Here is a 20618-nt window from a genome sequence, read left to right as displayed (position 1 = left end):
ACGCCGCGGTTCTTGCGAACTGCTCTTTACCGCTTGAGTTTCCGCTGAAATTCTTGAAGCTCTTTCAAGTCGTGAGGCGCTTACCGTAGAGAGCAGGGCGCGCATACGATGCTTGCGGGAACACAGAACATGTCTGGCAAACCAGATGGAGGCACCGTGAGTGCAGATCAGGACGGCGCAAACCTGCTTGAGGTTCGCGGCCTCACAAAGATATTCGGCACGCTGACAGCCTGCGACCATGTCGATCTCAACATCGCCAAGGGCGAGATCCATGCGTTGCTTGGCGAGAACGGCGCCGGCAAGTCGACGCTGGTGAAAATGCTGTTTGGATCGCTGGAACCGAATTCTGGCGAGATTTTCTGGAATGGCCAGGCGGTCAGGATCACCAGCCCAGGCACCGCAAAAAAGCTCGGCATCGGCATGGTTTTCCAGCATTTTTCCCTGTTCGAAGCGCTGACGGCGGCGGAGAACATCGCGCTGTCGCTGGATGACGGCTCGCCGATCAGCACGATCGCGGCCAAGGCGAGGGCGCTCTCCTACAGTTACGGCCTGCCTCTCGATCCGCTATCGCTGGTCGGTGATCTGTCGGTCGGCGAGCGCCAGCGTATCGAAATCATCCGCTGCCTGCTGCAGACGCCGCAACTCATCATCCTCGACGAGCCAACGTCGGTGCTGACGCCGCAGGAGGCCGATAAGTTGTTCGAGACGCTCGAACGGCTGCGTTCGGAAGGAAAGTCCATCCTCTACATTTCGCACCGGCTGGAAGAAGTCAAACGCATCTGCGACCGCGCCACCGTGCTGCGTCACGGCAAGGTGGTCGGCCATTGCAATCCGCGCCAAGAAACTGCGTCTTCGTTGGCGCGGATGATGGTCGGCAATGAGGTCCAGGCCGTGGTGCGGGCGCCGGCCGAGGGTATCGAGACCGCGCCGGTGCTGCTTCAAATCCGCGAACTCACCCGCAAGCCGGCGACCCCGTTCTCGATCCCGCTCAGGAACATCAATCTTGAAGTCCGGGCCGGCGAGGTGATCGGCATTGCCGGTGTGGCCGGCAACGGCCAGGGCGAATTCTTCGAGTCCGTTTCCGGCGAGGTGCTGCAGGAGGATACCGGCTCGGTCCGCATCCGCGGCAAGGATGCCGGCGGCCTCGCTATCACCGGCAGGCGCCTGATGGGCGCTGCCTTCGTTCCGGAAGAGCGGCTCGGCCACGGCGCAGCACCGCGCATGAGGCTTTCGGAAAACCTGCTTCTGTCGCGCCACGCCACCGACGGCAAGATGTTTGTCGGCGCCGGTGGAATGGTCAAGAGCGATGCGATCTATACCGCTGCTCAGCGGATCATAAAGGCAATGGACGTGCGCAAGAGCGCGCCGGACCCAGAGGCTGCGGCCCTTTCGGGCGGCAATCTGCAGAAATTCATCGTCGGCCGCGAACTCGACCGCCGGCCAAGCGTCTTGGTGGTCAATCAGCCGACCTGGGGGGTCGACGCGGGTGCGGCGGCCCACATCCGCCAGGCGCTGATCGAACTGGCGCGCAGCGGCTCGGCGGTGCTGGTGATCAGCCAGGACCTCGACGAGCTGTTCGAGATTTCCGATGCGATCACGGTCATGCACAATGGCGAATTGTCGAAGCCGCTGCCGATAGCTGAAGCGACATTCGAGAAAATCGGGCTGCTGATGGGCGGCGCCGAACCCGGTCATGCCGAACATACGCTGGAGACGGCTTGATGCGCCTCGAACTTGTAAAACGCCCGCAGCGCTCGATGCTGTTTTCGGCACTCTCGCCTTTCATCGCTTTCGTTTTGACGATCATAGCCGGTGCCATCATGTTCGCGCTGCTCGGCGTCAACCCGTTGACTGCGTTCCGCATCTACTTCATCGAACCGATCAGCCAGGTCTGGCAGCTGCATGAGCTGGCGATCAAGGCCGCCCCCCTGATCCTGATCGCGGTCGGACTGTCGGTCTGCTACAAAGCCAACATCTGGAACATCGGCGCCGAAGGTCAGTTCATCCTGGGCGGCATTGTCGGCTCGATCTTCCCTGTGCTGTTTCCGCAGTTCGAAGGCCCATTGGTGCTGCCGCTGATGCTTCTTTTCGGCATGGTCGGTGGGGCTGCCTATGCTGCAATCCCGGCACTGCTGAAGACGCGCTTCAACACCAACGAGATCCTGACCAGCCTGATGCTGGTCTATGTCGCCCAGCTCTTCCTCGATTGGCTCGTACGCGGGCCGTGGCGCGATCCGCAGGGCCACGGTTTCCCGCAAACCATCCAGTTCAACGACTCGGCCATACTGCCGGAACTCCTCCCGGAATCCGGCCGGGCAAACTGGGGATTTGTCTTCGCGTTGGTCGCGGCGATGCTGATCTGGATCCTGATGAGCCGTATGCTAAAAGGCTTCGAGGTCCGCGTGCTCGGCTCAAGCCCAAGGGCAGGGCGCTTCGCCGGGTTTGGCCTTAACCGTATGGTCTTCTTTACCTTCCTGCTGTCGGGCGCACTGGCCGGACTTGCCGGGATTTCGGAGATCTCGGGAGCCATCGGACAATTGCAGCCGGTGATCTCGCCCGGCTACGGATTTACCGCTATCATCGTGGCATTCCTCGGCCGGCTCAATCCGCTCGGCATCGTCGCCGCAGGCCTTGTGCTGGCGCTGACCTATCTGGGCGGCGAGGCAGTGCAAAGCGCGCTCGGCATCTCCGACAAGGTGGCGCGCGTGTTCCAGGGCATGCTTTTGTTCTTCGTGCTCGGCTGCGACACGCTCATCCATTACCGCATTCGCCTGACCGGCTTTTCCGCGCCGAAGCTCGAGGCGGCGCCGAAGCTGGAGGGAGCCCGCTGATGGACATCACCGTCAACATCCTCTTGACCATCGCGACGGCGGCGACGCCGCTGCTGATCGCCGCGATCGGCGAACTGGTGGTCGAACGTTCGGGTGTGCTCAATCTCGGCGTCGAAGGAATGATGATCATGGGTGCCGTCGGCGGTTTCGGCGCCGGCTATCTCACCGGCTCGCCTTGGATAGGGCTGTTGGCGGCAATCACCATGGGGGCAGTGTTCTCGCTTCTGTTCGCCGTCATGACGCTGTCGCTGGCCACCAACCAGGTGGCAACCGGCCTGTCGCTGACACTGCTCGGCCTCGGGCTTTCCGGCATGATGGGGGCGAATTTTGTCGGCCAGCCTGGCGAGAGGCTGCCAAACCTCGACGTTCCCGGCCTGACCGCAATCCCGGTCGTCGGCAGGCTGCTGTTCGGCCAGGATCCAATCTTCTACATCTCGATCGCGCTTACCGCTGCCGTGATGTGGTTCCTGTTCAAGACCCGCACCGGGCTCACGCTGCGCTCGATCGGCGACAGCCATGCATCGGCCCATGCGCTTGGTATCCATGTCATCCGCTACCGTTATCTCTCAGTGATTTTCGGCGGCGCTTGTGCCGGCCTTGCCGGCGGCCACCTATCGCTGGTCTACACGCCGCAATGGGTGGAGAACATGACCGCCGGCCGCGGCTGGATCGCGCTGGCTCTGGTCGTCTTCGCTTCCTGGCGGCCGTGGCGGGTGCTGGCCGGCGCCTATATCTTCGGCGCGGTCTGGATCGGCCAGCTACATGCACAGGCATTCGGCATTCCGGTCCCCTCGCAACTGCTTTCTTCGCTGCCCTATCTGGCAACCGTCGTGGTTCTCGTTCTAATCTCGCGCAACAAGCGTTTGACGATGATGAACACGCCGGCCTCCTTGGGCCAGCCATTCGTTCCGGATCGTTGACAACAAAAAGACGGAAGCTCCAAGGCTTAACTCAGAGAGGTAACAAAATGAAAAAACTGCTTATTGCCCTGCTGGCGACGACGGCCGCATTGACCCTGGCGGTCTCAGCCGAGGCGGCGGACAAGCTGAAGGCATGCTGGGTCTATACCGGCCCGATCGGCGATTTCGGCTACTCCTACCAGCACGACCAGGGCCGCCTCGAGGTGGAAAAGGCACTCGGCGACAAGGTCGAGACCGCCTATCTCGAAAACGTCTCCGAAGGCCCCGATGCCGACCGCGCCTTCGAGCGCCTGGCGCGCGAGGGATGCAAGATCATTTTCGGCACATCCTTCGGCTTCATGGACCCGGAAGTGAAGATCGCAAAAAAATTCCCCAAGGTGATGTTCGAGCACGCCACTGGCTACAAGACCGCCAAAAATCTCGGCATATACAATGCGCGTTTCTATGAAGGCCGCTACGTACTTGGCCAGATCGCGGCCAAGCAATCGAAGTCGGGTGTCGCCGGCTACATCGTTTCCTTCCCGATCCCGGAAGTTGTGATGGGTATTAATTCCTTCATGCTAGGCGCACAGTCGATCAATCCGAACTTCAAAGCCAAAATCGTCTGGGTGAACTCCTGGTTCGATCCGGGCAAAGAAGCTGACGCCGCCAAGGCATTGTTCGACCAAGGTGCCGACATCATCGTCCAGCACACCGACTCGACCGCTGCGTTGCAGGTGGCGGAGGAGCGCAAGCTGCACGGCTTCGGCCAGTCCTCCGATATGATCAAGTTCGCACCGCACGCGCAGCTGACCGCACTGACCGACGAATGGGGCCCGTACTACATCAGCCGGGTCCAGGCGGCACTCGACGGCACCTGGAAGCCCGACAATGTCTGGCTCGGCATCAAGGACGGCGCCGTCAAGCTGGCGCCGTTCACCAACATGCCCGATGACGTCAAGGCGATGGCCGAGGCCACCACCAAGAAGATCGCCGACGGCTGGAATCCCTTTACCGGGCCGATCGCCAAGCAGGACGGCACACCTTGGCTGAAGGAGGGCGAGGTCGCCGACGACGCCACGTTGCTCGGCATGAATTTCTACGTGAAGGGCGTCGACGACAAGCTGCCGCAGTAGGCAACCGGAAGCACACCGAACGAAAGAGCGCCGCGAGGCGCCCTTTCATTTCGGACTGAGTGATCTCAGACCGCCGAGCCGTAGAGGTCGTAAGCGTCGGCGCGATCGATCTTGACCGTGACGATGTCGCCCGCGCGCAAGGGCCGCCGCGACTGGATATGGACCGAGCCGTCGATTTCGGGCGCGTCGTATTTGGTCCGGCCCTTGGCCGAATTGCCATGCGCCTCGTCGATCAGGACCGGCAGTCGCTTGCCAATTTTCCTGGTGAGCTGCGTTGCCGAAATCTTCTGCTGGCGCTGCATGAAGCGGTGCCAGCGGGCTTCCTTGATCTCCTGCGGCACCTGCTCGAGGCCGAGCTCGTTGGAGCGGGCGCCTCTGACCGGCTCGTATTTGAAACAGCCGGCGCGGTCGATCTTCGCCTCGTCCAGCCAGTCGAGCAGCATCTCGAAATCGTCGTCCGTCTCGCCGGGGAAACCGACGATGAAGGTGGAGCGGATGGCAAGGTCCGGGCAGACGTCGCGCCAGCTGCGAATGCGCTCGAGCGTCTTTTCGCCATGAGCGGGCCGGCGCATGTTCTTCAGCACCTGCGGCGAGGCATGCTGGAACGGAATGTCGAGATAGGGAAGAATCTTGCCTTCGGCCATCAGGGGGATGACGTCTGCGACATGCGGGTAGGGATAGACATAGTGCATGCGCACCCAGACACCGAGCTTGCCCAGTTCTTCCGATAGATCGAGGAACTTCGCCCGCACTTCGCGGTCGCCGAACATGCTGGTCCGGTATTTGATGTCGATGCCGTAGGCGCTGGTATCCTGCGAGATGACGAGGATCTCCTTGACCCCGGCCTTGGCCAGCTTCTCGGCTTCGCGCAACACGTCGGCGGCCGGCCGCGATACGAGGTCGCCACGCAGCGCCGGGATGATGCAGAAGGTGCAGCGGTTATTGCAGCCTTCCGAAATCTTGAGATACGCATAGTGGCGCGGCGTAAGCTTGACCCCTTGCGGCGGCAAAAGGTCGATGTAGGGATCGTGGCTCGGCGGTGCTGCCTCATGCACAGCCGCCATAACGCTTTCATAGGCTTGTGGACCAGTGATGGCGAGGACGTTGGGGTGTCTTTCACGAATGACGTCCGGCTCGGCGCCGAGGCACCCGGTAACGATAACCCTGCCGTTCTCTGAAAGTGCCGAGCCGATGGCATTGAGCGATTCATCGCGAGCCGAATCGAGGAAGCCACAGGTGTTGACGACGACCAGGTCGGCGCCGTCGTGCTTGCGGGCGATCTCGTAGCCTTCAGCGCGCAGGCGGGTGATAATGCGCTCCGAATCCACAAGGGCTTTCGGGCATCCAAGGCTGACGAAACTGACGCGAGGGGCGGACATCAAGCTTTTCCGGATTCAGGATTGGCGGCGCAGTACCACAGTTGTTGCCGCATTGGTATGGGCAGCGGCTGCGGCGAAACGCAACCGCCGGCATCGCCGAAGGCTCGCCGAAATCGAAGTCGCGGCCGATGCGAATTCGAGTCGATGCGTCAGCTCACCGCACTGCTGACATGCGGCAAGACTTCCACCGCGCCTCGATAGATCATATCGAGTGCGACATAGAAGATGATCAAAAGGCCGATATAGGCGATCCAGCGATGGCGGTGCAGCAGCTTGGCGATGAAGCTCGCGGCAAGGCCCATCAGCGCGATCGACAGGACGAGGCCGATCACCAGCACCTGGAAGTGATCGCGCGCCGCGCCGGCGACCGCCAGCACGTTGTCGAGCGACATCGACACGTCGGCGATGACGATCTGCAATGCCGCCTGACCCAAGGTCTTCTTACGCGCCTTGCCGGCCACCATATCATCGCTGTTGATATCGGAATTGGACAGCGCTTCGGTCGCCTCCACCTCGTCGGCATGCGACGTGCGCAGCTCGCGATACATCTTCCAGCACACCCACAGCAGCAAGATGCCGCCGGCCAGCAGCAGGCCGACAATCTGGAGCAGGGTGACGGTGATCGCGGCAAAACCGATGCGCAGCACCGTTGCCGCCACCACGCCGATGAGAATCGCTCTCTTGCGCTGCTCGACCGGCAAGCCCGCTGCGGCCAGGCCGATGACGATGGCGTTATCGCCTGCAAGCACGAGGTCGATGGCGATGACCTGGAGCAGGGCAGAGAAGCCCGCGGCAGTGAAAATTTCCATCGACTGGAAGTCCCTTGCTGGTTGGCCGACCGTTCGCGTCGAATGCCTCGAGGGCCTAACGTGTATGGTTCCCGCACGTCAAGGGACTGGTTGGAACAAGGTCGGCAATATACAGAGTTTGCGACTATCGGCCCGAAACACCTGCAAAATGCGGCCACAGGTCGCGAATGCCTAGTTATAGAGATTGTATTTGGGCCAGTCGCTTTCCGGAATTTCATCACCGATCCGGTAGCGGAGCTGCAGGACTTCCATATGGTCCGGCGCTGTCTCGCATTTGAATTTCAGCCGGTACCATTGTCCCTTGCTGCGAAACGCAGCACCCGGGCTCCTGATCGCATCGGCGCCCATTTCGGGCGTCGCAAAAGCGTAGGCGACGACACGATCGGCTTTGTATTTGCGGTCGTCGCGGGTAATCCGGTCGAGAATTTCGGCGTCGCATCGCTGCTCCAGCCGGGTTTGCGGATCGAGTTTCAGCAGGCCGGCGCGCAATGCGCTGTCCATCGCGCTGGCCGGCCAAGGCAGCGCCATCCATGCGAGGACCGCAAAAAATAACCTATTCATGGGCGGGAGAAGCACCATATTTCGGCGCAAAAATCAATCCGATCGGGGGCTCGCTCGCGTCCCGGTCATCTCGATGCAAGCCCGGGAGATTGCGTTCGGGACAAAGAGCGTCACTGGCGGAGGGAGTGGGATTCGAACCCACGGTGGGCTTGCACCCACGCCGGTTTTCAAGACCGGTGCCTTAAACCGCTCGGCCATCCCTCCAGGGTGATTTTTCAATCACTTAGGATATCGCGAGAGGAGCGGGTTCGAGCTGTCGGTACCGGATTGGCACCAGGACGGTCCCCGATCGGTTCGCGCTCCATTCCTGTAAAGCCGCATTCAACGCCAAGTCAACCGTGGCGGCCGCACCTTTCGGCGCGATCCAGGACGGTGAGCAGCGTCATGGCGAGCTGTTTGTGCTGAGTGTGGAAAATCGTTTTTAAAACCCGCACGGACTATTAATCGTTGCGCGCTGATATGTTGGGCGCATTAGGCACATGTAAGTAAAATCGTCTTCTGGAGTTGAATTTTGGCCGTACTTGGCGCTCTCCCGCCCGGTCTTCGCTGCAGACCAATTCGTGAAACCGACTGGGAGGGAGTGGTCGATTGTCTGTGCAGGGGCTTTCCGGCGCGTAACCGAAGTTACTGGATCCGGGCTCTGACGCGTTTGTCAAAGCGGCCTGCGGTTGCCGAGTTCCCACAATATGGCTTTGCTTTGGAGCATGCCGATCGGATCGTCGGCGTTGTGCTCACCCTTTATGCGCGCTACCAGGGGTCGGAGAGCGAGGAAATCCGCTGCAATCTTTCGAGCTGGTCAGTCGACGCAGAATTCCGTTCCTATGGCGCCATGTTGGTTGCGGCGGTTCTCAAGCGGAAGGACGTGACCTACACGAACATTTCGCCGGCGCAAGCGACTTTGAAAGCCAACCGGGCGCTCGGCTTTCGGCTCTTCTCCAGCGGACAATTTACCTTCTTGCCGGCTTTAAGTTCGGCGCCGCGGCCATGTCGCGTGGTCGAAGTGCGTCCCGATCTTCCGGAACTGGCAATGCTTCCCGAGAGTGAGAGATACATACTCTCGGAACACGCCGCGCTGGGGTGCCTGTCGTTGATCTGCATCTGCGACGGAGCAGCGTTCCCCTTGGTGTTGATGCCGCGCCGGATTTTGCACGGTCTTATCCGGTGCCATCAGGTCATCTATTGCCGCTCGCTCGCGGATTTGAGCCGCTGCGCCGGTGCCATGGGGCGCTTTCTCTTGCGAAGCGGAATCCTGGTTTGCTTTGTCGACGCCAAGGAGCCGATTCCAGGTTTGGTGGGATGGTACCGCCCCAACAAGGGGCTGAAATACTTCAAGGGTCCCAGACCACCCACACCTGGAGATCTGACGTTCACCGAGCTCGTGATCTTCGGTCCCTGAGTCTGCGCTCGCAGACACGCCAGGCGAGGTTCAAAGCCCGCCACGAACGGCGTTTTGCTGATCTAAGCGATGACTTCATCCCGACCGGCGAGACGGTCCGCGCCACAATCTCGCCCGGTTCCGACCACAATCGGTTAATACGGTGATAAACAATTCCTGCGCACAAAAAGCATTGGGGTAGGGCGTTGCCGGCGTTTCTGGAGTGGGTGCTTTGGCATCGCTGACATTTATGCTGCGGTGCCTTCGTCGATGCTATAGGGGACAATCAAAATATGCAGACCACGGCGCGCCCGCGTCTTCGTCGCGCTTTCGCTTTCGCGCTGTTGGCCTTGTCGGCAGCGTTTCTTGCGGCATGTGCCGCGCCGCAGCAAAAGGCGATGGTAAACAAGAAACCTCGCTCCAAGGAATATTTTTCCGAAGCCGAATATGGCGTGAAAGCCAGCCCGCGCGTGATGTTCAAGACGTCTCGGGGGCGCGACCAGCTCGGCAAGCCCTATCAGGTGCGCGGCAAGTGGTATTATCCGAAGGAAGACAAACGTTACGCCAAGGTTGGCCTAGCGTCCTGGTATGGTGAGGCGTTCCACGGCCGGTTGACCGCCAATGGCGAAGTCTACGACATGGCAGATCTGACGGCGGCGCATCCGACTATGCCGCTCCCGAGCTATGCGCGGGTCACCAACATGAAGACCGGCAGCTCGGTGATCGTGCGCGTCAACGATCGCGGACCCTATCATGATGGACGCATCATCGATGTGTCGAAGCGCGCTGCTGAAATGCTCGATTATGCCAATATCGGTACGGCCGAGGTGAAGGTCGAATATGTCGGCCGTGCGCCGCTCGAAGGCAATGACGGGCAGTATCTTATGGCTTCGTATCGTCCAGGCAACAGGGCGCCGGATCCGTCGGACGGTCTGCCCAGCGGTGTCATGGTCGCCATGAATGGGCCGTCGCCAAGCCTGGCGGTGAGCGCTGCAGCCGTGCCGTTCCCCGGTCAGCTGACGAATACCGGGCAGGGATCCGATGCAGGGCCTGTCATAGCGGTGCAAGCGTCTGCTTCGGGAGACATTGTACTGCCCGATTTCGGCCCGATCGTGCCGGAGCGTCCGGAGATCAACCTGCCGGCGCAATCTCCATTCACCATGGCGTCGCTGTCTTACGCCGACGAGCGCGTGCAGCGCGCCTCCAACGCGTTTGCCGAGCTGGACGACACCGGCATGTCGCCCGCCGAGCTTCTTCAATCGTGGAAGCGGCAAGCTCCTCCAACCCGGTCGCCCACGGACTATGTCGCGGCGGGTTCGTTCGAGGATGCCGCCGAAGCCGAGCAGGTGGCGACCCAGCTTTCCAGCTTCGGCAAGACCGAAATCCAGCGCTCGGAACTTGAAGGCAAGGGCTGGTACTCGGTCAACCTCTATGCCGACGGCCGTGGCAGCCTGGACGAGATGCTGCAGGCAGCGTGGTCGCATGGTGCGCCGGATGCGCTTGCTGTACGCGACTGAGCTCGGGGTTGCCTGGTTTTTTCGTGCGCGATTGATCCGCCAGGCAAAAGCCTGATAGCTTCTGCCAACGTGCAAGAGCGCCGGCTCACTGGTCGAATCTGATGAAATTTTTTCGCCCTTTCACTGGGCTTATAGCGCTCGGCCTGCTGCTGCTGCTCTCGCTTGCGCCGGCCTCGGCACAGCTTTTCGAGACCAAGGCCGCGCAGGCCTTCATGATCGATGCCGAAACCGGAACCGTGCTGTTTTCCAAGGACGCCGACAGGTTGATCCCGCCGGCCTCGTTGGCCAAGCTGATGACGATGGAAGTGGTCTTCAACGCCATCAAATCGGGGCGCATGACGCTCGACGACACCTTCGTGGTGAGCGAAAACGCCTGGCGCAAGGGCGGCGCTCCTTCGGGGACATCGACTATGTTCGCGAAACTCAAGTCGACGATCCGGCTTGAAGACCTGATCAAGGGCGTGACCGTGCAGGCCGCCAATGACGGCTGTATCGTCATCGCTGAAGGAATCGCGGGGTCCGAGGCAAACTTCGCGGCGCAGATGACCGAGCGTGCCCGCCAGATCGGCTTGCAGAAATCGACCTTCGTCAACTCCACCGGTCTGCCGGCAGATGGGCAGCAAACGAGCGTTCGCGAACTCGCACTTCTGGCGCTGCATATCTGGCGCAACTACCCGGATCTCTACCGCTATTACGGCCAGAAGGATTTTACCTGGAACAAGATTTCCCAGAGAAACCGCAATCCGCTGCTGGCCATGGATATAGGCGCAGACGGGCTCGCGGTCGGCGCCAGCGAGCAATCCGGGTTCGGCATTGTCGGCTCGGCCAGCCACAACGGCACAAGGGTGATCGCGGCGATGAGCGGCCTGGCAAACGACCGCGAGCGTGCTGAGGAAGCGCGAAAGCTGCTCGACTGGGGCGTTCGCTCCTTCGAGAAGACTGAAATATTCGCCAAGGACGAAGTGGTTGGCGAAGCCCAGGTCTTTGGCGGCGCGAAGTCCGGAGTCGCGTTAAAGGCAAAAGGACCGGTGCAGATCTTCCTGCCAATCACCAACCGCGACAAGCTCACCGCCCGGATCGTCTATGACGGACCGGTTGCCGCGCCGGTGGAGGAGGGGCAGCCGGTCGGTACGCTGCGCGTCTGGATCGGCGATACTCTGAGCCAGGAGACGCCGCTGTTCGCCGCCGAGTCGATCGGTGTCGGTTCGCTGCCGCAGCGCGCGCTCGACGCCGCCAAGGAACTGGCCGTCGGCTGGCTGCGTTAGCACCGTCGCGGTGGACCTTTTTTCCCGCCGGGACTATACGGTCCCCGAAGTATGGACAAAGGCTTTGGCGCGCGGATTTTTCATCACTTTTGAAGGCGGCGAAGGAGCAGGCAAGTCGACGCAGATCGAGCGGCTGGCAAAGAAGATGCGCGCCAAGAAATACGATGTGCTGGTGACGCGTGAGCCGGGTGGCTCGCCGGGCGCGGAGGCGGTCAGGCATGTCCTGCTTTCAGGCGCAGCCGAGCCGTTCGGCCCCAAGATGGAAGCGTTGCTTTTCGCCGCTGCTCGATCCGACCATGTCGAACAGGTCATCCGGCCGGCGGTCGAGCGCGGTTCGGTCGTGCTTTGCGATCGTTTCATGGATTCTTCGCGCGTCTACCAGGGCGTCACCGGCGGCCTCGACCCGGCATTCATGGACGCATTGGAGAAGGTCGCCATCAACGGCATGGTGCCGGACATGACGCTGATATTCGATATCGACCCCGCCGAGGGCCTGAGGCGCGCTACCGCCCGGCGGGGGAGCAGTGACGGACCGGACCGCTTCGAGAAGGAAACATTGGCCATCCACCAACGCCGGCGCGAGGCGTTTCTCGCGATCGCCGCAGCTGAACCCGAACGCTGCGTCGTCGTCGATGCGTCAGCCGACCTCGACACTGTGGAGGATGTCGTTACCGCCATCGTCTTCGCGGCCCTCGAGAGGATGATGCCGGCGCAAAGAAGGCAGGCGGCGCCGGTATGATTTTTGAACGCATCGCGCCGGAACAGCACGATACGCTGGACGGGGTGCCCGAGCCATCCGAGACGCCGCGTCTTGTCGGTCACCCGCAGGCGGCCAACATGCTCGCCACCGCTTACCGCTCGGGAAAGCTGCCGCACGCACTGATCTTTGCCGGACCGGTGGGCATAGGCAAAGCGACGCTGGCCTTTCATCTGGCGCATCATCTGTTGAAGCACCCGGCCTTCGAGCAGGCGCCGGAACGGCTTGCCGTTCCAGATCCGGCTTCGTCGCTGTTTCGCCAGATCGCCACCGGGGCACATCCTTCGGTTCTGCATCTTACACGCCCCGCGAACGACAAGACCAAGAGCTTCAAGACAGTGGTCACGGTCGACGAGATCCGCAAGGTCAGTCGTTTTCTGTCGCTGACCTCGCACGACGGCAGCTACCGGGTGGTTATCGTCGATCCCGCCGACGACATGAACACCAATGCTGCCAATGCCTTGCTGAAGAATCTTGAAGAGCCACCCGCGCGCACCTTGTTCATCCTCATCGTCCATGCGCCGGGCAGTTTGCTGCCGACGATCCGGTCGCGCTGCCAGATGGTGCGATTGGCCCCGCTCGATGCCAAGAGCTTGATGGCGGTTCTGGATGGCATCGAGCCCCCGCCACCGGAGGATCCTGCGGCGCGCGCGGCGCTGGCGGAGCGGGCAGGGGGCAGCGCGCGCAACGCGATCCTGTTGACGCAGTATGGCGGGCTTGAAATCGCCGCCACCCTCGATGCCCTGGTGATGTCCAAAAAGATGGATGTCGCAGGCGCCTACCGTCTTGCCGAGGCGGTCGCCGGCCGCGACCAGGCAATCCCGTTCGAGATATTCAATCGCCGCGCGCTCGACCTGCTGTCGGCCGGCGCCAGCCAGGCCGCGCTCGCCGGCGATCTCGCGCGGGCCAAAACGCTGTCGGATACTTGGCACGAGGCTTTGAACGCTATATCTGAAACCGAGACCTACAATCTCGACAAAAAGCAGCACGCCCTGACCATGATCGACCGCCTGAATTCTGCAATGCGAATGTGACGGCCGCTGGCGTGGCTTTGAAGCCCCTGAGCATTGATCCCAATCAATCGCAGGAACTTCGAAGCCACCACATTGGCGTCGGATGGCAATTGCCGTTTCGATGCGATATCTCACCGCGACATCTTTCATTCAGACATTCATGACGGCTCATCCATGTCACGCGAAAAATACTACGTCACGACGCCGATCTTCTATCCGAACGGAAAGCCGCATATCGGCCATGCCTACAATGTGATCGCCAGCGACACGCTTGCCCGCTTCCAGCGGCTCGACGGCAAGGACGTCTTCTTCGTCTCGGGGACCGACGAGCACGGCTTGAAGATGCAGCAGACGGCGGACGCCGAAGGCCTGACGCCGAAGGCGCTTGCCGATCGCAATTCGGCGATCTTCCGTTCGATGCTCGAAGCGACCGGCTGCTCGAACGACGTTTTTATCCGAACGACCGAGGAGCGGCACTACAAGGCCTGCCAGGCGATCTGGACACGCATGGCTGAGAATGGCGACATTTACCTCGACCGCTACAGCGGCTGGTATTCGGTGCGGCAGGAAGCCTATTTCGACGAGGCCGAAACCAAGGTCGGCGACGACGGCGTGCGCCGCGAACCGCTCGGCTCGCCTGTCGAATGGACCGAAGAAGAAAGCTACTTCTTTCGGCTTTCCGCCTATCAGGACAGGCTGCTCGCACTGTACGAGAACAGCCCCGAATTCGTCGGGCCGGCGGAGCGGCGCAATGAAATCGTCAGCTTCGTCAAATCCGGCCTCAGGGATCTGTCCATCTCGCGGACCACGTTTAACTGGGGCGTGCCGGTCCCCGGCGACGACAAGCATGTGATGTATGTCTGGGTCGATGCACTGACCAACTACATCACCGCCGCCGGTTATCCGGATCCGGCCAGCGAGAGATGGTCTTTCTGGCCGGCAAACGTCCATGTCATCGGCAAGGATATCGTGCGCTTTCACGCGGTCTACTGGCCGGCTTTCCTGATGTCGGCTGGCATCGAATTGCCGAAGCGCGTGTTCGCGCATGGTTTTCTGTTCAACCGCGGCGAGAAAATGTCGAAGTCGGTCGGCAACGTCATCGACCCGTTCGCCATGATCGAGCACTACGGTCTCGACCAGGTGCGCTATTTCTTCCTGCGAGAAGTGCCGTTCGGTCAGGACGGTAGCTACAGCCATGATGCGATCGTCAACCGCACCAATGCCGACCTTGCCAACGATCTCGGCAATCTGGCGCAGCGCTCGCTGTCGATGATCGCCAAGAACTGCGGCGGCGTGGTGCCGAAGCGTGGCGAATTGAGCGACGCCGACCAGGCGATCCTCGATCAGGCAGATGCCGCCCTTGTCACGGCGCGCAGGACGATGGCCGACCAGGGCATCCATTTGGCGCTGGCGGCGATCTTTGGCGTGGTGGCCGAAGCCAACCGCTATTTCGCTGGGCAGGAGCCATGGGCGCTGAAGAAGACCGATCCGGCACGCATGGAAACGGTGCTGTGGACGACGGCTGAGGTGATCCGGCGTGTCGGATTGCTGTGCCAGCCCTTCATTCCAGGCTCGGCGGCAAAGCTGCTCGATCTTTTGGCGGTGCCGGCGGACAGCCGCGACTTCGCGCATGTCGCCGAACGTCATGCGCTGGTGTCCGGTACGGCACTGCCGGCGCCGGAAGCAGTATTTCCACGCTATGTCGAGCCAACGGATACAAGCGCCTGATGCTGGTCGACAGTCACTGCCATCTCGACTTTCCGGATTTCGCCGAAGAGCGGGCGACCATCGTCGCCCGCGCCCTCGCGGCCGGCGTCGGCCGCATGGTGACGATCTCGACGAGGGTGAGGCGATTTAGCCAAGTGCTTGAGATTGCAGAGACTTTCGATGAGGTCTATTGCTCGGTGGGCACCCATCCGCACAATGCGGCGGAAGAGCTTGACGTCACTGTCGATGATCTGGTGCGGCTCTCTGCTCATCGCAAAGTGGTGGCGATCGGCGAGGCCGGGCTCGACTATTTCTACGATCATGCGCCGCGCGACGCACAGGCTCAGGGCTTTCGCACCCACATCGCCGCGGCGCGCGTGACCGGTCTGCCGCTGGTCATCCATTCGCGCGACGCCGACGACGACATGGCTGACATCCTCGAAGAAGAAACAGGGAAGGGCGCCTTCCCCTTCATCCTGCACTGTTTTTCGTCTGGGCGCAGGCTAGCCGAGATCGGTGTTGCGCTCGGCGGCTACGTTTCGTTTTCCGGTATCCTGACCTTCAAGAACTCCGCCGAGCTGCGCGCCGTCGCCGCCGATGTGCCGCGCGACCGTCTGCTGGTCGAAACCGACGCGCCATACCTTGCGCCGATTCCGTTTCGCGGCAAGCGCAATGAGCCCGCCTATGTTGCGCATACAGCCAAGGTGCTGGCCGAGACGATCGGCTTCAGCGAGGCCGAAATCGCTGATATCACCACGGATAATTTCTTCCGGCTGTTCAGGAAAATGCCGCGCCGGGCGCCTGACGTATGAGCGACCGGTTACGTCTTACCGTCCTCGGCTGCGGCTCATCGCCGGGTACGCCACGCATCACCGGCGATTGGGGCAATTGCGATCCCGCGAACCCCCGGAACCGGCGCACGCGCACCGCAGCGCTCGTCGAGCGGATCGCGGCGAATGGCGTCCGGACCACAGTCGTCATCGACACCGGCCCGGATTTCCGCGAGCAGATGCTGCTGGCATCGGTCAGGCGCATCGATGCGGTGGTCTACACACATCCGCATGCCGACCATATCCACGGCATCGACGATTTGCGCGGCTTCGTACTGGAGCAGCGCCACCGGATCGACATCCATGCCGATCAGGCCACCATGCTGCGCTTACGCGAGGCGTTCCGCTACTGTTTCGAAACACCGAAAGGCAGTTCGTATCCGCCGATCGTCAACGCTCATATCATCGACCACGACCGGCCGGTGGTGATCGAGGGCGAGGGCGGCGCCCTCACCCTCGAACCGCTGCTGCAGCTTCATGGCGACATCACCTCGCTGGGTTTCCGCATCGGCGGGCTGGCTTATTGCCCTGATGTCAGCGACTTTCCGGACGCGACCGCCGAGCGTTTGCGCGGGTTGGACGTGCTGGTCATCGACGCGCTGCAATACACCGTCCATCCGAGCCATCTGTCGCTTGGTCAGGCGCTTGGCTGGATCGACAGACTGGCACCGAAGAACGCGGTGCTGACGCATATGCATGTGCCGCTCGACTACGCCACGGTAATGGCCGAGACGCCGGCCAACGTCGAGCCTGCTTATGACGGCATGACGATCGAAATCCCTTACGAATCAGGGTGAAGGACCAAGTTTCTACGGCTGGGTTTCTGAGTGGGATCTCGCAAGGTGCATGAAACCAATTCTCGCTCTAAAACCGGCCCAGCGGCTTGCTCGTGCCACTTCCACGCCACATCCTTATCCCCCATTTCAGTTCCATAATCTATCTTATGCGACCAGGGCACGCGGGAGTTGGACAAGTTTCCGTCCAGCTGCCGACGGCCAGGCGCGAAGATTCGCAACCGGCATGCTACGGTTGCGAATCATGAAGCGACTTGGGCTCTTCACAAGTTTCGTCCTAACCCTCGCCTGCGTGCTCACTGGCGCGCGAGCGCAGGACCTTGATCGTGCGCCCGGCGAGAACGACCTGGCTTTCGCCAAACGTGTTGTCGGGTTCGCCGACAATGCTGATCCGCACACCACAGCCGTGAGCTGGAGCGGCCTCCAGACACTCTTCGTCGATTACCAGACCGCTGAGGACTATCCGGAACGCCCGCTCGTCGCGCTGCAACGGCTAGCTGACAACAGATATCGCGCAATCCAGGTCACGATCGGTGAACAAGAGGGCGACACACCGGACATAGCGCTCGGCCTCGCCAACGCCGACCACGACCCGGCAAAGGAACTGATCGTGATACTTTCCTGGGCTCAGATGCACTACGATGTCGAAGGGACGCTCTACGAAGTTCGCATCTTCGATGGGCCCAAGCCAGGCCAGAAGGCGCTGACTCACTTGAAAGCGAGCCGGAAGTTCGACGCCACATGCGACTGCCATTGGCGCGACGGCACAACAAAGCACTTCCGCTTCAAGACGATCGCAGCGGTCAAGACTGAACTGAAGCGCCTGGGTTATTAGCCGCCGGCGAGGGCTCGCTTCCCGGATGCTGCCCTCGCCATCTCGCCTATGCTGACCCGCAATCGTCACCAGCGCCGGCACAGGCACAGTCTGGGTCGCTCGTCAGAACTCCATATCACCGAAGTCACCGCCATTGTCGGAGCTGGCATCGCCTGCCTGATCGGCTTCGTCCGGCTGCGGCGTCGGCTGTTCAGCTGCCTTCGCTTCGCTGCCGCCAAACATGCCGGCGATCGCGCTGCCGAGCAGCACTCCGCCGGCCACGCCCATCGCGGTCTGCGCAGCGCCAGCAAGAAAACCGCCGCCTGCCCGCTGTGGCGTGTCCTGCGGCCCTTCAGTTGCAACGGAGGCGGCGCGCCCTACCCGCGGAACCGAGCCCGAGCGCCTGCCGCCGCTGCGGCCGAAGAAGCTGCTGAGCGGTCCACCGCCGGCGGGCTGCTGCGCCTGCTCTTCCAGTTCTTCGATGCGCGCCTGAGCTGCGTTCAAGGCCTGCTCCTGCACCACGATCGTCTGGGCCATGTAATATGGCGCGCCAGGCTGCCGGCCGATCTGATCCTGGATAAAGCGCTCTGCTTCCACATCGCGCGGCGGCGCCTGGCGCTCGACATTTGCCAACTTCTCGAAGAGGTGCCCGATCGCCTGTTGATCGTTTCTGTCCATGATATCCGCCTCCGGTCGTGGTCCGACGCCGGCTATTCGCGCTCGCCGGTGAAGTTCAACAGCAGTTGGAAGATGTTGATGAAGTTCAGGTACAGCGAGAATGCACCGAAAACAGCGAGCTTCTGCTGTGATTCCGCACCGAAGTTTTCCGCATACTGCTCCTTGATAGTCTGGGTATCCCAGGCGGTGAGGCCGATGAAGACGGCGATGCCGATCACCGAGATCGCAAACTGGAGCGCGGTCGAGCCCAGGAAGATATTGACGATGCTGGCGATCACCACGCCGATCAGGCCCATGATCAGGAACGACGAGAACTGCGTCAGGTCGCGTTTGGTCGTGTACCCGTAAAGGCTGGTCGCGCCGAACATGGTGGCGGCGATGAAGAAGGTGCGTGCGATGCTGGTGCCGGTAAAGACCAGGAACACGGAAGCCAGCGACAGCCCCATGACCGCGCAGAATGCCCAGAACATCGCCTGGGCGCCGGCCGCCGACATCGTCTGCATCCGGAACGAGAACAAGAGCACAAAGGCCAGTGGTGCCAGCATAACCACCCATTTCAGCGGTGTGGAGAAGATCGGCACGTAAAGCGCGGGTGTGGAAGCCACCACGAACGCGATCACGCCCGTAACGACGAGGCCAAGGCCCATGTAGTTGTAGACGCGCAGCATGTGCCGGCGCAGGCCTTCGTCGTAGACGGCTCCGGCTCGGGCTCCGGCCCCGATATATCCGAGATTGTTCATGTGGTTCTCCTTCTTGAAGGTCGATCAGTAAAGCGTCTTGGCGAGCGCTTCGGCCGTGACATCTATGCCTTGGATGTCGCTACGTGCGACGACCGCGTAGGCGACCTCGCCGATCTGGAAATAAGCTGAGGAAACGTCGCCCGAGGGAACGACAGTCGGCTTGACGACGTCGAATGTCCCGGGCCTTGTTGCGAACAACGAGACCAGCCCCATCTCTGTCGTCTCGACAGCCATCTCGACGCTCGGGCCGAACTGCGATGGGTAGATCTGCACGTCGCGGACCGTCCAGTCCGCTGGCAGCGATGGCATAATGATCGCCGTCGCGGCGCGAATTTCGTCGGCATTGTAGCCGGGCGCTTCGGGTTGCGACGACATCGCCTCGCGCACGAGCGTCGTGCGGTGCGCCCGGACCGCGTCCTCCACATAGGCGGGCGGATGGGTCGAAGCGACGACTTCCGTCACCGATATCGGTCCGATGAGCCCGTTCGCAAGCCAGCCGGCGGCGACGAAGACAGCGACTGCCGCCGCTCGCTGCAAAGCACCAAGGACGCGGCCGCGCGCCAATCCCCGCTCCAGCCGCCGTGCAGCATCGGCCGTCGCGGGCCGCGCCATGCCTTTCGATCCGGCAAGCGCCACGCGCAATTCGTCACGCATCCGCAGGTCGGACATCACCCGCGCGGCCGCCTCCGGCCGGGCCGAAAGGAACGCCTCGACCTCGATGCGACGCGCCACGTCCAGCTGATCGTCGACATAGGCGTCGAGATCGGTGTCGGTCACGGGATCGCGCAGTTGGTTCATCATCGACCTCCGACGATCTTCAGATGGCCTTTCGCCCGTGCCGGTGCCGCGTCCTCCATCTCGCGGAGTGCCGCACGTGCCCTGCCGATGCGCGACATCAGCGTGCCAAGCGGCACGCCGCTAACCTCGGCCGCCTCGCTGTAGCTGAGCCCCTCGATGGCGACGAGATGCAGCGCGCAACGCTGCTCTTCCGGCAATGTGAAAAAAGCGTCGCGCACCTGTGCCAGACGGACCGAATGTTCCTGCACAGCCTGGACGCTGGCCTCGGCGAGATAGCCGGCCTGTTCGATGCGCATTGCTTCGGATTTGCGGGATCGCAAGCCGTCGATGAACGCGTTGTGGACGATCGACAGCAGCCATACGCGAAGGTTTCCGCCGGAGCGGAAGCTGCCGCGTCGCTCATAGGCACGCACCAGCGCATCATGCACCAGATCCTCTGCATCGGCGCTGTCGCGTGTCAGCGAGCGTGCATAGCGGCGCAGTGAACCGAGCTGTCCCAGAATGTCGAAGCGTGGCATCGGCCGTTTCATGTCCTGTTTACGGAGCAGGTCGGAATTTTAATCCCGCTCGCCCGAATTTTTCGGCTCGCCGCGCTCTCTCTGGGAGATCTCGCGCCTGCCCTCGCCCGGCAGATAGTATCGGCCGCCCTCGAGACAAACCGACGCCGAGTTGGCGCATATGAAACTGCTGGCAAAGCACGGCCGGTTTGCGTATC

General features: G+C 61.7%; 20 protein-coding genes and 1 tRNA gene. 13 read left to right on the top strand and 8 right to left on the bottom strand.

Features of this window, described 5'->3' with window-relative positions; translation table 11 throughout:
• Positions 1-156 precede the first annotated feature (156 nt).
• The 4 genes from NMG46_RS08450 to NMG46_RS08435 are packed head-to-tail and all read left to right on the top strand — an operon-like array spanning position 157 to position 4866.
• Complete coding sequence (locus tag NMG46_RS08450) at positions 157-1722, top strand: ABC transporter ATP-binding protein (protein ID WP_254817225.1); 1566 nt, start codon at positions 157-159, stop codon at positions 1720-1722.
• The gene (locus tag NMG46_RS08445) at positions 1719-2831 is read left to right on the top strand and encodes an ABC transporter permease (RefSeq protein ID WP_254817224.1); all 1113 of its coding nucleotides are present in this window, start codon (positions 1719-1721) and stop codon (positions 2829-2831) included. Before NMG46_RS08450 ends, NMG46_RS08445 begins: the two co-directional genes overlap by 4 nt.
• The gene (locus NMG46_RS08440) at positions 2831-3751 is read left to right on the top strand and encodes an ABC transporter permease (protein ID WP_254817223.1); all 921 of its coding nucleotides are present in this window, start codon (positions 2831-2833) and stop codon (positions 3749-3751) included. The genes NMG46_RS08445 and NMG46_RS08440 overlap by 1 nt, the downstream gene beginning before the upstream one ends.
• Positions 3752-3798: 47 nt before the next feature.
• A complete protein-coding gene (locus NMG46_RS08435) occupies positions 3799-4866 on the top strand; it encodes a BMP family ABC transporter substrate-binding protein (protein ID WP_254817222.1) in 1068 nt (355 codons plus the stop codon).
• 65 nt (positions 4867-4931) lie between these two features.
• Here NMG46_RS08435 and rimO read toward each other — a convergent pair whose 3' ends face one another.
• From rimO to NMG46_RS08415, 4 genes are all read right to left on the bottom strand, one after another.
• A complete protein-coding gene (gene rimO, locus NMG46_RS08430) occupies positions 4932-6245 on the bottom strand; it encodes a 30S ribosomal protein S12 methylthiotransferase RimO (protein ID WP_254817221.1) in 1314 nt (437 codons plus the stop codon).
• Positions 6246-6394: 149 nt separating this feature from the next.
• Positions 6395-7054 (bottom strand): TerC family protein, encoded by a 660-nt coding sequence (locus NMG46_RS08425; protein WP_254817220.1) that lies wholly within the window; start codon positions 7052-7054, stop codon positions 6395-6397.
• A 171-nt stretch (positions 7055-7225) separates the two neighbouring features.
• Positions 7226-7633, bottom strand: coding sequence for a DUF930 domain-containing protein (locus NMG46_RS08420; protein WP_254817219.1), 408 nt, complete (start codon positions 7631-7633; stop codon positions 7226-7228).
• A gap of 96 nt (positions 7634-7729) precedes the next feature.
• A tRNA-Ser gene (locus tag NMG46_RS08415) sits at positions 7730-7819 on the bottom strand.
• Positions 7820-8126: 307 nt separating this feature from the next.
• Between NMG46_RS08415 and NMG46_RS08410 the strand changes: the two genes are divergently transcribed.
• From NMG46_RS08410 to NMG46_RS08370, 9 genes are all read left to right on the top strand, one after another.
• Positions 8127-9011 carry a hypothetical protein gene (locus NMG46_RS08410; protein WP_254817218.1) on the top strand — a complete coding sequence of 295 codons (885 nt, stop codon included), beginning with the start codon at positions 8127-8129 and terminating at the stop codon, positions 9009-9011.
• 272 nt (positions 9012-9283) lie between these two features.
• A complete protein-coding gene (locus NMG46_RS08405; RefSeq protein ID WP_254817217.1) occupies positions 9284-10507 on the top strand; it encodes a septal ring lytic transglycosylase RlpA family protein in 1224 nt (407 codons plus the stop codon).
• 101 nt (positions 10508-10608) lie between these two features.
• Positions 10609-11772: a D-alanyl-D-alanine carboxypeptidase family protein gene (locus NMG46_RS08400; protein WP_254817216.1), complete on the top strand. Its 1164-nt coding sequence runs from the start codon at positions 10609-10611 to the stop codon at positions 11770-11772.
• Positions 11773-11836: 64 nt separating this feature from the next.
• Positions 11837-12511, top strand: a complete 675-nt coding sequence (gene tmk, locus NMG46_RS08395; RefSeq protein ID WP_254817215.1) for a dTMP kinase — start codon at positions 11837-11839, stop codon at positions 12509-12511.
• Entirely contained in the window at positions 12508-13563 is a 1056-nt protein-coding gene (locus NMG46_RS08390; protein WP_254817214.1) for a DNA polymerase III subunit delta', read from the top strand. Before tmk ends, NMG46_RS08390 begins: the two co-directional genes overlap by 4 nt.
• Positions 13564-13683: 120 nt before the next feature.
• Positions 13684-15270, top strand: a complete 1587-nt coding sequence (metG, locus tag NMG46_RS08385; protein ID WP_368389286.1) for a methionine--tRNA ligase — start codon at positions 13684-13686, stop codon at positions 15268-15270.
• Positions 15270-16061 carry a TatD family hydrolase gene (locus NMG46_RS08380; RefSeq protein WP_254817212.1) on the top strand — a complete coding sequence of 264 codons (792 nt, stop codon included), beginning with the start codon at positions 15270-15272 and terminating at the stop codon, positions 16059-16061. Before metG ends, NMG46_RS08380 begins: the two co-directional genes overlap by 1 nt.
• Positions 16058-16876 carry an MBL fold metallo-hydrolase gene (locus NMG46_RS08375; RefSeq protein WP_254817211.1) on the top strand — a complete coding sequence of 273 codons (819 nt, stop codon included), beginning with the start codon at positions 16058-16060 and terminating at the stop codon, positions 16874-16876. Before NMG46_RS08380 ends, NMG46_RS08375 begins: the two co-directional genes overlap by 4 nt.
• Positions 16877-17117: 241 nt before the next feature.
• Positions 17118-17708 carry a hypothetical protein gene (locus NMG46_RS08370; protein WP_254817210.1) on the top strand — a complete coding sequence of 197 codons (591 nt, stop codon included), beginning with the start codon at positions 17118-17120 and terminating at the stop codon, positions 17706-17708.
• Positions 17709-17810: 102 nt separating this feature from the next.
• Here the strand turns inward: NMG46_RS08370 and NMG46_RS08365 are convergent, their stop codons facing one another.
• The 4 genes from NMG46_RS08365 to NMG46_RS08350 are packed head-to-tail and all read right to left on the bottom strand — an operon-like array spanning position 17811 to position 20421.
• Positions 17811-18365 (bottom strand): DUF2076 family protein, encoded by a 555-nt coding sequence (locus tag NMG46_RS08365; protein ID WP_254817209.1) that lies wholly within the window; start codon positions 18363-18365, stop codon positions 17811-17813.
• Positions 18366-18397: 32 nt separating this feature from the next.
• Entirely contained in the window at positions 18398-19105 is a 708-nt protein-coding gene (locus NMG46_RS08360) for a Bax inhibitor-1/YccA family protein (RefSeq protein ID WP_254817208.1), read from the bottom strand.
• A gap of 24 nt (positions 19106-19129) precedes the next feature.
• Positions 19130-19903 carry an anti-sigma factor gene (locus tag NMG46_RS08355; RefSeq protein ID WP_254817207.1) on the bottom strand — a complete coding sequence of 258 codons (774 nt, stop codon included), beginning with the start codon at positions 19901-19903 and terminating at the stop codon, positions 19130-19132.
• On the bottom strand, positions 19903-20421 hold the full coding sequence (locus NMG46_RS08350) for a sigma-70 family RNA polymerase sigma factor (RefSeq protein WP_254817206.1): 519 nt from the start codon (positions 20419-20421) through the stop codon (positions 19903-19905). Before NMG46_RS08350 ends, NMG46_RS08355 begins: the two co-directional genes overlap by 1 nt.
• Positions 20422-20618: the final 197 nt, after the last annotated feature.

This window comes from Mesorhizobium sp. LMG 17147 (assembly GCF_024297145.1).
GTDB lineage: Bacteria > Pseudomonadota > Alphaproteobacteria > Rhizobiales > Rhizobiaceae > Mesorhizobium.
This window is presented reverse-complemented; position numbering and strand designations above follow the sequence as displayed.